Origin of the sequence: Aerococcus urinaehominis (genome assembly GCF_001543245.1) — a bacterium.
Lineage (GTDB): Bacteria > Bacillota > Bacilli > Lactobacillales > Aerococcaceae > Aerococcus > Aerococcus urinaehominis.
Genome location: NZ_CP014163.1, coordinates 821,657 through 836,350 on the forward strand (window position 1 = coordinate 821,657; position 14,694 = coordinate 836,350).

Genomic DNA, 14,694 nt, shown 5'->3' on the forward strand with positions numbered 1-14,694 from the left:
CCTTAGCTTAGATTGTACAACTTTCACAGTAGTTAGAACCTATCTCATCCCCATCATCAGTAAAGGTTCTAATGTAATAGATCGATTTGATATTTTGGTTCCAGGCATAGTTGCGCAGAATGTTAAGGTCCCGCGTTGTCATTTTAGTATCACCTGGTTTTTTCCATGGATACATCCCTTCAGGAATCTCTGAGCGCATAAAGAGTGTTAGGGACATACCTTGGTCGATATGGCGTTGGGCAACTGAATAGACATCAATGACCTTGCGCATATCAATATCATAGGCCGACTTGTAATAGTCGATAGTTTCATTAGATAGATAAGGCGCAGGATAGTAGGTTTTACCCGTTTTCTTTTCTTGGCGTTCTTCGATTAAACGTGTGATTGGCTGCAGAGAAGCAGAGGTTTCATTCACATAAGAAATTGACCCGGTCGGTGCGATAGCTAAACGATAAGCATGGTAAAGACCGTATTCTTGGACACTTTCTTTAAGGGCTTGCCAATCGGCGCTAGTCGGTAATGGAACATTCTTAAGCACTGCTTTAACCTTATCAGACTCAATTTCAAATGGTTGATTGATATATTTATCAAAATAACTGCCATCAGCATAAGCTGAATTTTCAAAATTGTAGAAGCTGGTAGCTCGTTCCTTAGCAATCTGGTTACTTGATACCAAAGACCAATAGTTAAGCGCTAAAAAGTAGGCTTCGGTTAATTCTAAAGATTCATCTGAGCCATAGTGAATCTGATTAAGAGCAAATAAGGTATGTAGCCCCATGCCCCCTAGTCCAATTGTATGGTAACGATTATTACCATTTTTTATTGAAGGTACTGCTTCAATCGAGGTATGGTCAGTAACGAAAGTTAGGGCGCGAACAGCCACATCAACTGACTTGGCAAAATCTGGTGAAGCTACCATATTTGGAATATTGGTTGATCCTAGGTTACATGAAATGTCTGTCCCCATATAAGCGTATGACTGGTCATCGTTGATTTGTGATGGTTCTTGAATTTGTAAAATTTCAGAACATAAGTTAGACATTACAATGGTACCATCAACGGGATTAGCCTCATTAGCAGTATCTATATTAATAATGTAAGGATAGCCAGATTCTTGTTGCAATTTAGAAATTTCATTTTCCAACTCGCGTGCCTTCACCTTATACTTGCGAATACGGTTATTGTGGACCATATTATCATACTCTTCAGTCATATTGACATATGAGAAAGGCTTACCGTATTCTCTCTCAACATCATAAGGGCTCATTAGATACATATCTTCATTATTAGCCACTAATTCATAAAATTTATCTGGAACAGTTAAGCCCAAGGACAAGGTTTTAACACGAATCTTCTCGTCTGCATTTTCTTTTTTGGTTGACAAAAAGCGCACAACATCAGGATGGAAAACACTTAAATAAACTACACCAGCTCCGTTACGTTGTCCAAGCTGGTTAGCATAAGAAAATGAGTCTTCGAAGAGTTTCATAACTGGAACAACACCGGAAGCGGCATTTTCAATTTTCTTAATCGGTGCGCCTTCTTCCCTTAAGTTTGAAAGATTAATCCCTACTCCACCACCATTTTTTGAAAGTTGTAAGGCGGAATTGATGGCCCGGCCGATGGCATTCATATCATCTGACATCTCAATTAAGAAACACGATACCATCTCACCACGACGTTTACGCCCGGCATTCAGGAAGGTCGGGGTGGCAGGCTGGAAGCGTTGGCTAATCAATTCATCACGGATGGCGGTAGCTAGTTCTGGATCACCATCAGCAAAATATAGCGCATTATAAACAATACGATCTTCGTAACGCTCCAAATAGCGCTGACCATCATCTGTTTTCATGGCATATTGTGTATAGAATTTATGGGCCCCCATAAAAGATTGGAAGCGGAATTTTTTATCGTAAGTGGTTTGCATTAAATTAGTCACAAAGTCCAAATCATACTGCTTAATAAAGGCTTCCTCTAAATAATCGTGGGCAATCAAATAACGGATTTTTTCTTCATTAGTATAGAAGAAAACAGTATTAGGGTTAACATGTTCCAAAAAATAGGCCCGGACGGCTTCCTTATCCTTATATAAGGGGATTTGGTTGTCAATCGGACGATTTAATTCATTATTTAATTTAAAATAGGTTATTTCATTTGGTGACTTAGACTCTACTGGTGTTTTCAATTTCAGCCACAATCTCCTTTACTTTTTTTACATCATTTTCTGACCCCATAAACTCAAACATATGTAATAGGGGTAAGTGGTAATCATCACATAAATCTTTTGCCGTAAAACAGAAAAGGTCATTAAAGTTGCGATTACCGCCACCCATGACACCACGACAATAAGATAAATTTTTGCCACTCTCTAAAAAATCGTTCAGTACATCAGTGACCTCGATTGCATAGGTTGGTGCAACTAATATAAAATCCTGATCTATTTCAGTAAAGCAATTACTATCATCAATTTCTAAAGAGGGTTGGTCCAACTTGGCTACAAAACGCCTCGTATTACCGACCACAGACATGTAAACAAATAGCATGATAAGCCTCCTTTTCATACCAAATCAATATATCATGTGGTTCTGGTTAATTCAAGGTAAATACCCTATATATTGTATCCACAGATTTATCCACATACTATATTTTGATTACATTTAAATAGCTAAACCGAACAAATCAAGCTTTTGGCGAGAATAAAATGATTAGCTAATTTGTCAACCACTAGATATAGTGAACGATAGCTACACCATAAAAACTCTTATTGTTTTTCATTGCTTGCACACAAAAAACCTAGCAGTTAGACTGCTAGGTTTTCGTTAAGTTCGAACAATTTAAATTATGCTAAGATCTTAGAAACAACGCCGGCACCTACAGTACGGCCACCTTCACGGATTGAGAAGTTAGTACCATCTTCAATCGCAACTGGGTTGATAAGTTCAACTTCCATAGTTACGTTGTCACCAGGCATAACCATTTGAGTACCTTCAGGTAAAGTGATTACACCAGTGATATCTGTTGTACGGAAGTAGAATTGTGGACGGTAGTTAGATAGGAATGGCGTATGACGGCCACCTTCTTCTTTAGTCAACACGTATACTTCAGCCTCAAATTTAGTATGAGGAGTGATAGTACCTGGTTGAGCTAAAACTTGACCACGTTGGATATCTTCACGTTGTACACCACGTAATAAGGCACCAATGTTGTCACCTGCTTGAGCATAGTCAAGAGTTTTACGGAACATTTCAACACCAGTAACAACTGATTTTTCGATTTGTGGGTTGATACCAACGATATCAACTTCGTCACCAGTACGAACTTCACCACGTTCTACACGACCGGTAGCAACTGTACCACGACCAGTAATTGAGAATACGTCCTCAACTGGCATCATGAATGGTTTGTCAGTATCACGTTCTGGAGTTGGGATGTATGAATCAACAGCATCCATTAATTCCATGATTTTATCTTCGTATTTTTCTTCGCCTTCTAGAGCTTTAAGCGCAGAACCAGCGATTACAGGGATATCATCACCTGGGAAATCGTACTCAGATAATAAGTCACGAACTTCTAATTCTACTAATTCTAATAATTCTTCATCGTCAACCATGTCAACTTTGTTTAAGAAGACAACCATGTAAGGTACACCTACTTGACGAGATAATAGGATATGTTCACGAGTTTGAGCCATTGGGCCATCAGTAGCAGCAATAACTAAGATCGCACCATCCATTTGAGCAGCACCAGTGATCATGTTCTTAACGTAGTCCGCGTGTCCTGGGCAGTCAACGTGAGCATAGTGACGGTTAGCTGTTTCATACTCGATATGAGAAGTGTTGATGGTGATTCCACGTTCACGTTCTTCAGGCGCGTTATCGATTGAAGCGTAGTCTTTAGCTTCACCGAAACCTTTTTTAGCTAATACAGTTGCGATAGCAGCTGTAGTAGTAGTTTTACCGTGGTCAACGTGACCAATTGTACCAACGTTTACATGGGGTTTAGAGCGATCAAAATGTTCTTTTGCCATTGTGTAAAATTCCTCCTAAAGAAAAGTTATCATTTGCCATAAATAGGCTATTTTCAATAATTTTATTATAGTAGCTCTCGCAAGAAAATGCAAGAATTTCATGCTAATTAGACCCTATAACTAGCCTAACTAGCCTTGTCAGCAGCTTGACTGGAGAGACCAGTCAAAGCTGGCGACAAGCTTAATTAATCTTCAGACTTAGTACCGTATTGTTTGATGATTTCTTCACCAATTGATTTAGGTACCGCTTCATAATGGTCGAAAGTCATGGTGAAAGTACCACGTCCTTGGGTAGCTGAACGTAGGGTTGTTGCATAACCAAACATTTCAGATAATGGTACTAATGAATTAACCATTAGGGCATTACCACGAGCTTCTTGTCCTTCGATCCGACCACGACGAGATGATACGTGGCCCATAACATCACCAAGGTATTCTTCTGGCACTAAGATATCTACCTTCATCATTGGCTCAAGGATAACTGGTTCTGCAGTTTTAGCAGCGTTACGTAAAGCCATAGAAGCCGCAACTTTAAAGGCAGTTTCAGATGAATCGACATCATGGTAAGAACCATCATAAAGTTTAGCCTTGATATCAACTAATGGGAAGCCAGCCAAGACACCATTTTCAAGGGCATCTTCTAAACCTGCTTCAACAGCTGGGATATATTCACGAGGTACTACACCACCAACGATTGCATCTTCGAATTCGAAACCTGCGCCTTCTTCGTTAGGTGAGAATTCAACCCATACATGACCATATTGACCCTTACCACCTGATTGACGTACGAATTTACCTTCGGCTTGAGTAGGTTTAGTAAAGGTTTCACGGTAAGATACTTGCGGCGCACCGACAGTCGCTTCAACGTTAAATTCACGTTTCAAGCGGTCGACGATGATATCCAAGTGCAACTCACCCATACCAGCGATAATTGTTTGACCAGTTTCATGGTCTGTAGACGCGCGGAAGGTTGGATCTTCTTCAGCTAACTTACCAAGGGCAATAGACATCTTGTCTTGGTCAGCCTTAGTATTTGGCTCAATCGCTACTTCAATAACTGGTTCAGGGAATTCCATAGATTCTAGAATCACTGGTGCCTTAGGATCAGCTAAGGTATCACCTGTACCAGTATCTTTAAGACCTACAGCTGCTGCAATATCACCTGAGAATACTTCAGAAATTTCTTCACGGTGGTTCGCATGCATTAATAGGATACGACCAACACGTTCGCGTTTGTCTTTCGATACATTTTGTACATATGAACCTGATTCAAGGGTACCACGGTATACGCGGAAAAAGGTTAAACGACCTACAAATGGGTCAGTCATTACCTTGAAGGCTAGGGCTGCGAAGTCACCTTCGTCATCAGCACGCACTTCGATTACTTCATCAGGGTGCTTAGGATCATGTCCTTCAATTGGTGGTACGTCAGTTGGTGCTGGTAGGTAGTCAATAACCGCATCCAACATTAGCTGTACACCCTTGTTCTTGAAGGCAGAACCACAAAGAACTGGGAACATTTCAACATTACAAGTTGCTTTACGGATAGCCGCTTTAATTTGGTCTTCAGAAAGTTCTTCACCTTCTAAATAAGCCATCATTAATTCTTCATCTGATTCAGCAACTGCTTCGAGTAGGTTTGTCCGCCATTCTTCAGCAAGTTCTTGATAATCTTCTGGGATGTCAGTCTCTTCGATTTCTTGTCCCATATCATCTAGGTACATTTCAGCCTTCATCTTAACAAGGTCAATAATACCAGTGAAGTTATCTTCAGCACCAATTGGTAATTGAATTGGCACAGCATTTGCTTGCAAACGATCCTTAATGGTGTTAGTTGAGTATAGGAAGTCAGCACCTAATTTGTCCATTTTGTTAACAAAAACAATACGTGGCACATTATAGGTAGTTGCTTGGCGCCAAACTGTTTCAGTTTGTGGTTCTACACCTGATTGGGCATCCAGTACAGTTACTGCACCATCAAGTACACGCAGTGAACGCTCAACTTCAACAGTGAAGTCCACGTGTCCAGGGGTATCGATGATGTTTACACGGTGACCTTGCCATTGAGCTGTTGTCGCAGCAGATGTGATAGTGATACCACGTTCTTGTTCCTGCTCCATCCAGTCCATTTGGGCGCCACCATCGTGGGTCTCACCAATCTTATGGATTTTACCAGTGTAGTATAAGATACGCTCGGTAGTTGTCGTCTTACCAGCATCGATGTGGGCCATGATACCGATATTACGTGTTTTTTCAAGAGGGAATTCTCTTTTAGCCATCTTCGATCTTTATCTCCTTTGTTCTTAGTCCACATAAGCTAGGCCTATGCGTAAGTTCAGTATATCATGTTTAAAGAAGGAGCACCTTCTTTTTTGATAAAAATGATTAGCTTCTTACCAGCGGAAGTGAGCGAAGGCCTTGTTAGCTTCAGCCATCCGGTGAGTTTCTTCACGTTTACGAACTGAAGCACCAGTGTTTTCAGCTGCATCCATGATTTCACGAGCTAGGCGAACTTCCATGGTACCTTCACCACGTAGGCGTGCATATTGAACTAACCAACGTAGACCTAAAGCTTGACGACGGTCTGGACGAACTTCAACCGGTACTTGGTAGTTGGAACCACCAACACGGCGAGATTTAGTTTCTAGAACTGGCTTGATGTTTTCCATAGCTTCTTCGAATACATCTAAAGGTTGGTTACCAGTTTCTTCTTTAATAATATCGAAAGCATTATACAAGATAGTCGCTGCTTTACCACGTTTACCGTCAACCATTAATTGGTTGATTAAACGAGTAACGATTTTTGAATTGTAAATTGGATCGGGTAGTACATCACGTTTTGGGACATGTCCTTTACGAGGCATTTAATGTCCTCCTTTCATATATTTGTCTATTATTCGTTAGGTTTTTTAGTACCGTATTTAGAACGGCTTTGACGGCGTCCATCAACACCAGCAGTATCAAGGGCACCACGTACAATATGGTAACGAACCCCTGGTAAGTCCTTCACACGGCCGCCACGGATTAACACAACGCTGTGTTCTTGTAGGTTATGGCCGATACCTGGGATATAAGCTGTTACTTCTAATAAGTTTGATAAACGAACACGGGCATATTTACGTAAAGCCGAGTTCGGTTTCTTAGGTGTCATGGTACCAACACGGGTACAAACGCCACGTTTTTGTGGTGAATTGTTACGGGTTGGTTTACGTTTCATTGAGTTATAGCCACGACCTAAAGCAGGTGAGTTAGATTTCTCAATCGCTGATTTACGCGGCTTACGTACTAACTGGTTAATAGTAGGCATTAGCGTCTACTCCTCCTTATATTGTTTTTTAAGTCCACACATCCAGGTGTGTCATTTTTTAAAAAAATAAATAATCGATGATTTCCACCGATTTTAAGTAGGCTTTTGTAACAGTCAGCACGACTGTTGGTTTGTCTACAGGAAACTGTCTACAAAAAGCACCTTTAAAATAATATCATGCTTGGCTGCCTATGTCAATAATCTTTTACAGATAATATGGTAAAAATAAAGAACCTGAGTATAAATCCCAGGTTCGCTATGATACGTATGTTAGCAGCCATGTCCCCACTTCAGAAATAAGACTCAATAGCTTATAGCTAGGGGTCCGATTCCTTTCAAGTGGTCTATGCCTGAACGTCGCGTCTTACACCCTCACTAGCAATTAATCTAAATTACGCATGGTAGGGAAAAGTAACACATCACGAATAGATTGGGCATCGGTTAATAGCATAACCATGCGGTCGATACCAATTCCTAGACCTCCAGTTGGCGGCATACCTGTCTCTAAGGCTTCTAAGAATTCTTCATCAAGTGGGTGCGCTTCATCATTACCCTGCTCTTTTTCTTTCATTTGTGCTTCAAAACGCTGACGTTGATCAATCGGATCAGTTAATTCAGTGAAGGCATTGCCGGCTTCATTACCAACGATAAAGACCTCAAAGCGATCAGTAAAGCGCTCATCTGCTTCATTCTTACGGGCCAAAGGTGAAATCGCCGTAGGGTGACCATAAATAAAGGTCGGCTGGATTAATTTATCTTCAACAAAGGCTTCGAAAAATTCATTAACCACATGACCAAAAGTAAAGTTATCTTCTACTTCAATATTGTGGTCTTTGGCTAACTGAATAGCTTCAGCATCTGTCATTTCTTGCCAGAAATCAACACCGGTCTCTTCTTTGATAGCGTCTACCATATGAACTCGTTTCCAAGGGCCGGCTAAGTCAATTTCCTGGCCATCATAGGTAATTTGACTGGTTCCTAGCACAGTCTCTGCAACATATTGATAGAGTCCTTCTACGAGTTCCATCACGTCTTGCATTTGGGTATAGGCAGTGTAGACTTCTAGCATGGTAAATTCAGGATTATGGGTCGTATCGATCCCTTCATTACGGAAAACACGGCCAATTTCATAAACTTTCTCCATACCACCTACTACCAGGCGTTTCAAATGCAATTCAAGCGCGATTCTAAGATACATATCCATATCCAAGGCATTGTGGTGGGTGATAAAAGGACGGGCACTAGCGCCACCAGCGATATTGTGTAGGGTTGGTGTTTCAACTTCCAAGTAACCCGCTTGGTCTAAATAGTGTCGTACTTCACGGATGATTTGCGACCGCTTGACAAAACGATCAAAGCTATCGCGATTAGAAATCAAATCGAGATAGCGGTGGCGGTAGATTTGCTCGATATCAGTTAGACCATGGTATTTATCAGGTAGGGGACGCAAAGCCTTAGTTAAATGAACAATTTTTTCGGCTTTAATGGACAATTCGCCCATATTGGTCCGCATTAATTGACCTTGGACACCAATAATATCTCCTAAATCAGCCTTACGCCAAATATGATCGTAATCCTCCTGACCAACTTCATCCAATCGGACATATATCTGGATTTGTCCCGTCATATCCTGTAAGTGGGCAAATCCGGCCTTGCCTTTACCGCGTTTTGTCATGATCCGGCCAGCAATGGCAGTATGGATATCCTTTTCGGCTAGTTCATCTTTATCATAGGCCTCATACTGATCATGAAGGTCTTGGGCCAAGGCTTCTCTTTCAAAACCTGCCGCAAAAGGATTATAGCCATTTTCAGCCAGTTCCTTAACTTTTTCCCGACGCGCAATCAGTTGGTCATTTAAGCCCTCTAATTGTTCGTCCCGTACTTGTTTATTCTCTTCAGACACGCATTTCACTCCTTAACTCTTTAACTACTCTACTATGTTGCCAATTATAAGCAAAAAAAGCAAGCTTTTTTAGCTTGCTCACCTAATTAACGGGCCTGGCGTACCCGCGGTCGGCGCTCTTTTTGTTCAGCTTGACGCGCAATGACCTGGTCTTTAAATGGCAGTAAAATTTCCTTAACCTCGGCTTGGCTATTAGCTTGGGTACAGGCTACCTTAATCTTGGAAGCCCGCGGGATGCCTTTAAGATAATAAGAAACCAACCCCCTAAATTCACGGGTTGCTACATGGTCCCCTTTAAGATCAACCAAACGTTGTAAGTGGTCTAAGGCACCATCAATTTTCTCAGCACCCGTTTTTTCAGGTAGTAGCTCCCCCGTCTCCAGATAATGAACCGTCCTTTGAATCATCCACGGATCACCCAAACTGGCGCGGCCAATCATGACCCCATCTACCCCATAGTTGTCCAAGGCATATTTAGCCTCTTCTGGGGTTTTAATATCGCCATTGCCGTAGAAAGGAATAGAAATTTCCTTAGCGACCTGGCTAATTATATCCCAGTCAGCCTGGCCCTCATACATCTGCTTACGAGTACGACCATGCATGGCTACCATGCTGGCTCCGGCACGCTGGGCTGCCAGGGCATTTTCTACTGCTAAAATGTGGTCAGCATCCCAACCGGTCCGCATTTTAACCGACACTGGAATATCCACCGCATCAACCACCCGGGCCACCCGTTCGTAAACTAGGTTGGGATCTAAGAGGCAGCGGGCCCCTGCTTCAGTTTTCACTACCTTGTTAACTGGGCAACCCATATTAATATCAATAATAGCTGCCTTAGTATTATCCTGAACAAACTTGGCCGCCTCAGCTAAGGATTCAGGTGTCCCGCCAAAAATTTGTACAGATAAAGGCCACTCGCTCTCTTCAATATGGAGCATGGACAGGGTTTTTTCATTACGGTAATGAATGCCCTGGTCAGAAATCATTTCACAAACTACTAAGCCGGCTCCCATTTCCTTAACAGCCACCCGAAAGGCTGCATTAGAGATACCAGCCATCGGGGCTACTGCAATCGGATTTTTAATTTCTATATTACCAATTTTTATCATTTATCTCTTCCTTATTCATAAATTAACTAGTAAACACCCGGGTATTCTATCAAAAACCAAGCTCTTTGCAAAGTCCCTTGCATAGAAAAAGACCTAGACTTAACTAGGTCTTCAGATTTAAGGATATGATGGCTTATTCCGAGAAGATACCAGTTGACAAGTAGCGCTCACCAGTATCAGGTGCTACAACGACGACACTTTGGCCCTTTTCCATTTGTTTAGCAACTTCAATAGCAGCGGCTACAGCGGCACCACTAGAAATACCAGCTAAGATACCTTCATTGATACCTAAAACTTTAGTGGTTTCAATCGCTTTGTCTGAACTTACCTGGATAATTTCATTGTAAAGCTGGGTGTCCAAGACACTCGGTACAAATCCAGCACCAATGCCTTGAATTTTGTGGCTACCCTTGGCTTGGCCTGATAAAACAGCTGATTCAGCCGGCTCAACCGCATAAAGTTTGATATCTGGATCTTGGTCACGCAGATAGTGGCCAACACCGGTTAAAGTACCACCAGTGCCGACACCAGCTACAAAGGCATCAGGCACTTTACCTAGCGCTTCAACGATTTCTGGTCCCGTCGTGGCTTCATGGATAGCCGGGTTAGCTAGATTATCAAACTGACCGAGCATCACGTAACCATCTTGGCTAGCGAGTGCGCTAGCTTGGCTGATGGCCTCACCCATGCCGCCCTCACCAGAAGTTAGACGTAGTTCCGCCCCGTAAGCACGCATCAGGTCCTGACGTTCCTTACTCATCGTTTCTGGCATAAAGATAATAATATCATAGCCCTTAGCTGCAGCAATTAGAGATAAACCGACACCGGTGTTACCTGATGTCGCTTCAACAATCGTATCACCTGATTTTAAGATTCCTTCTTCTTCAGCTACCTCAACCATATTAAGGGCAATGCGGTCCTTGACACTGCCACCGGCATTGAAAGATTCTAGCTTAACGTAAACATCAGCTGAACCATAAGGGACTGAGCGTTGTAATTTGATTAAAGGTGTTTCACCAATTAATTCGCTGACACTATTTACTAATTTTGCCATTAGAGTTGCCTTCTTTCTATATTTGCTTATGCCATTTTATTTTAGCAGTTTCAATGAGACTTGAACAATAGTTACTGAGCTTCATCCATGATCGCCTTTAGATCAGCTTCATCATAGAAATATTTCTCATTACAGAAGTGGCAAACAGCCTCAGCGCCACCGTCTTCATCAATCATATCCTGAATATCTTGACTATTTAGAGTAGCTAGTCCAGCAGCAAATCGCTCTTTAGAACATTCACAGTGGAAGGATACTGGACTCTCTTCCAAGAGTTGGACGTTATCTTCACCCAATAACTGATAAAGAACTTGGGCCGGGCCGTAACCATCTGACAGCAATTCTGTCAATTGTGGCATTTGGGCCACCGCGATTTCGAGTTGACTAATGGTTTCTTCAGTCGCACCTGGCATCACTTGGACCATCCAACCGCCAGCATTAATCACTGTTTCATCCGTATCAACTAAGACACCTAAACCTACAGCCGACGGGGTTTGCTCAGATACCGTTAAGTAATACGTGAAATCTTCAGCTAATTCGCCAGAGATTAAGGGCACCTGACCTTGGAAGGGTTCTCCCAAGCCTAGGTCTTTGATAACTGACAAACTACCGTTTTGACCAACTGCACCGCGAACATCAATTTTACCCTGGGCATTTGGTTCTAAGCTAACATGGGGTTGGTCCACATAGGCCTTAACATGACCTTGACCATCTGCTGTCGCAACAATTTTACCGGCTGGGCCATCCCCCGATATTTGAACTGTCATCTTCGCATCATCTTTAATATTTGAAGCTAATAAGAGCGTACCAGCAATAGTTCGGCCCATGGCAGCTGTCGAAGCCGACCACGAATCATGACGGGTCTGGGCCTCTCTAACGGTGTCCGTTGCTACAACTGCAGTGGCCCGTATCTGTCCATCAAATGCTAGTGCTTTATATAAAGTATCTGGCATCAATTCACTTCCTTTTTGTAAGTTTTATTTTTATTTTACTACTTTAGTGTAATATTTCAAGTTAGACCCCTCAGGTCTATGACAGACAAAAAGGCCGGCTAAGCGGCCTCTTGTTTGATTATCCTAATCCTGGTCTGACTGGTCATCAATATTTTGATCGATATGGGCGTTACGTTGACCAATTTGGTCTGAAGGCACTTGGTCTTCATCACTAGTCTGGTCAGCATCGTCTGCCGAATCAACCACTTGACCATCATTAGCTGCTTGGTCGCTCTCGATAACACCAGCTTCATCCAAACGTTGGCGATCACTAGCCTGACGTTCTCTTTGCTGACGCAACATATCTTCCTTGGTTTCTTCATAAGACTTAGCCTGACTTTCTTGGTCTTGGTTAACCTCATGGTCAGCTGGCATCTTGCCATACTTGAAGAGACTTTCGATAGTCTTCTCATCCAAGGTTTCAAGCTCAAGTAATTTTTCAGCAATCAAGTCCAATTGGTCACGGTGACTAGCTAGGATATCCATAGCCTGTTGCATGGCTTGGTCCATAAAACTACGTACTTCACTATCAATTTGATAAGCAATTTGATCTGAGTAGGACTTGTTATCATAGCCAGCATTAGCCCCTCGCATACCATGGTTTCCTTCATAGGAAATCGTACCCAGTTTTTCACTCATACCGTATTCTGTTACCATAGCACGGACAATTGCGGTTGCCTGTTCGAAGTCATTAGAAGCGCCTGTGGTCTGCGTGTTGAAGACTAGCATTTCAGCTGCTCGACCACCGAGTAGACCGACCACTTGCTCACGCAAGTCTTTTTCAGTATAAAGGAATTGGTCTTCGCGCGGTAGCATAATTGCATAGCCACCAGCCTTACCACGCGGCACAATTGTTACCTTGTGGACAACCCGCGCTTCGTTGAGGACTAAACCGGCAATAGTATGTCCGGCCTCGTGATAGGCTACCATCCGGCGTTCCTTAGCAGAAATTACCTTGTCTTTCTTAGCCGGACCAGCAATTACCCGGTCCTGGGCTTCATCGACATCAACCATATCAATTTCCTTCTTGTCTAGACGGGCTGCCACTAAGGCTGCTTCATTAAGCACGTTTTCTAGCTCTGCCCCGGTAAAACCAGGCGTTTGCTGAGCAACTACCTTAAGGTCAACATCTGCTGCTAATTTTTTATCCCGAGCATGGACTTTCAGGATCGCTTCCCGGCCCTTAACATCTGGTTTACCCACCAAAATTTGACGGTCGAAACGTCCAGGACGTAAAAGGGCTGGGTCTAAGACATCGGAGCGGTTAGTCGCTGCAATCACAATGACGTTATCGGTATCAGAGAAACCATCCATTTCAACCAATAGTTGGTTCAATGTTTGCTCGCGCTCGTCATTGCCACCGCCCATGCCAGAGCCACGCCGGCGACCAACAGCATCGATTTCATCGATAAAGACAATAGCTGGCGCATTTTTCTTGGCATTATCAAAAAGATCACGTACGCGGCTAGCACCAACCCCGACAAACATTTCCACAAATTCAGAACCAGAAATTGAATAGAAAGGCACGCCAGCTTCACCAGCTACGGCCTTAGCAAGTAGGGTTTTACCGGTTCCGGGAGGGCCTTCAAGCAAGACACCTCTGGGAATGCGTGCCCCCAATTTTTGGTATTTGCGCGGGTCACGTAGGAAATCAACCACTTCTACTAGCTCTTGTTTTTCTTCATCAGCACCAGCTACATCAGAAAAACGAACTTTTACGTTTTCCTTAGACTGGTCAACCGCCCGAGATTTACCCATTGACATCGGATTGTTACGGCCACCACCCTGAGCTTGGTTCATCATCATCCACATAATAGCTATGAATATGATTAGTGGGACAACCGAGAACAAGAGGCTCAGCCAAGCTCCTGACTGGTCCTCCTCTAATGTCTTCACCTGGGTGTCAGTATCCGTAGCTGTTTGACTAATCTTAGCTAGGGTCGAATCATTAGGCAAAATATTAGTCACAAAGCCTTGCGCCTGCCCAGTTGTCGATGAATCAAAAATACTAAAATTATTTAGGTCACCAGAACCTTGTTCGGCCTGGCCACTAGCACCATCCCGATACTGGCCCACAATTTGATAAGCGCCAGCCTTAGGTTGGACGGTGAAGCTTTTAACCTGTTTGTCTTCTAGCTTTTGAATAAACTCAGTTTGGTTAAGCTCTTCGGTTGACCCACTAGGTCCCCCAGTTAAAGTAGAAACCAAACCCATCAAAGCTAAAAACACAAGAACCCAAACGATACCGTTACGGAAAAAGTTAGGGCGTTTTGGTCTTTTTCTTTGCATCTAGTTGCTCCAATCT

11 protein-coding genes are annotated in these 14,694 nt (G+C 42.8%); all 11 read right to left on the minus strand.

Going from position 1 to position 14,694, the window contains the following annotated elements; genetic code table 11:
• Nucleotides 1-7: 7 nt before the first annotated feature.
• Nucleotides 8-2,185 carry a class 1b ribonucleoside-diphosphate reductase subunit alpha gene (gene nrdE, locus AWM75_RS03655; RefSeq protein WP_143236669.1) on the minus strand — a complete coding sequence of 726 codons (2,178 nt, stop codon included), beginning with the start codon at nt 2,183-2,185 and terminating at the stop codon, nt 8-10.
• Nucleotides 2,163-2,543: a class Ib ribonucleoside-diphosphate reductase assembly flavoprotein NrdI gene (gene nrdI / locus AWM75_RS03660; protein ID WP_067978344.1), complete on the minus strand. Its 381-nt coding sequence runs from the start codon at nt 2,541-2,543 to the stop codon at nt 2,163-2,165. Before nrdI ends, nrdE begins: the two co-directional genes overlap by 23 nt.
• A 296-nt stretch (nt 2,544-2,839) precedes the next feature.
• Nucleotides 2,840-4,027, minus strand: coding sequence for an elongation factor Tu (gene tuf, locus AWM75_RS03665; RefSeq protein ID WP_067978347.1), 1,188 nt, complete (start codon nt 4,025-4,027; stop codon nt 2,840-2,842).
• Nucleotides 4,028-4,212: 185 nt separating this feature from the next.
• Nucleotides 4,213-6,306, minus strand: coding sequence for an elongation factor G (gene fusA, locus AWM75_RS03670; protein WP_067978349.1), 2,094 nt, complete (start codon nt 6,304-6,306; stop codon nt 4,213-4,215).
• A 114-nt stretch (nt 6,307-6,420) separates the two neighbouring features.
• Nucleotides 6,421-6,891, minus strand: coding sequence for a 30S ribosomal protein S7 (gene rpsG / locus AWM75_RS03675; protein WP_067978351.1), 471 nt, complete (start codon nt 6,889-6,891; stop codon nt 6,421-6,423).
• Nucleotides 6,892-6,920: 29 nt separating this feature from the next.
• Entirely contained in the window at nt 6,921-7,334 is a 414-nt protein-coding gene (rpsL, locus tag AWM75_RS03680; protein WP_067978353.1) for a 30S ribosomal protein S12, read from the minus strand.
• A 382-nt stretch (nt 7,335-7,716) separates the two neighbouring features.
• A complete protein-coding gene (gene lysS / locus AWM75_RS03685; RefSeq protein WP_067978356.1) occupies nt 7,717-9,237 on the minus strand; it encodes a lysine--tRNA ligase in 1,521 nt (506 codons plus the stop codon).
• An 86-nt stretch (nt 9,238-9,323) separates the two neighbouring features.
• Complete coding sequence (gene dusB / locus AWM75_RS03690) at nt 9,324-10,346, minus strand: tRNA dihydrouridine synthase DusB (RefSeq protein WP_067978358.1); 1,023 nt, start codon at nt 10,344-10,346, stop codon at nt 9,324-9,326.
• A 133-nt stretch (nt 10,347-10,479) separates the two neighbouring features.
• A complete protein-coding gene (cysK, locus tag AWM75_RS03695) occupies nt 10,480-11,400 on the minus strand; it encodes a cysteine synthase A (RefSeq protein WP_067978361.1) in 921 nt (306 codons plus the stop codon).
• Nucleotides 11,401-11,471: 71 nt separating this feature from the next.
• Nucleotides 11,472-12,350 (minus strand): Hsp33 family molecular chaperone HslO, encoded by an 879-nt coding sequence (hslO, locus tag AWM75_RS03700; RefSeq protein ID WP_067978363.1) that lies wholly within the window; start codon nt 12,348-12,350, stop codon nt 11,472-11,474.
• A gap of 123 nt (nt 12,351-12,473) precedes the next feature.
• Nucleotides 12,474-14,678 (minus strand): ATP-dependent zinc metalloprotease FtsH, encoded by a 2,205-nt coding sequence (gene ftsH, locus AWM75_RS03705; RefSeq protein ID WP_067978367.1) that lies wholly within the window; start codon nt 14,676-14,678, stop codon nt 12,474-12,476.
• Between the last annotated feature and the right edge of the window lie 16 nt (nt 14,679-14,694).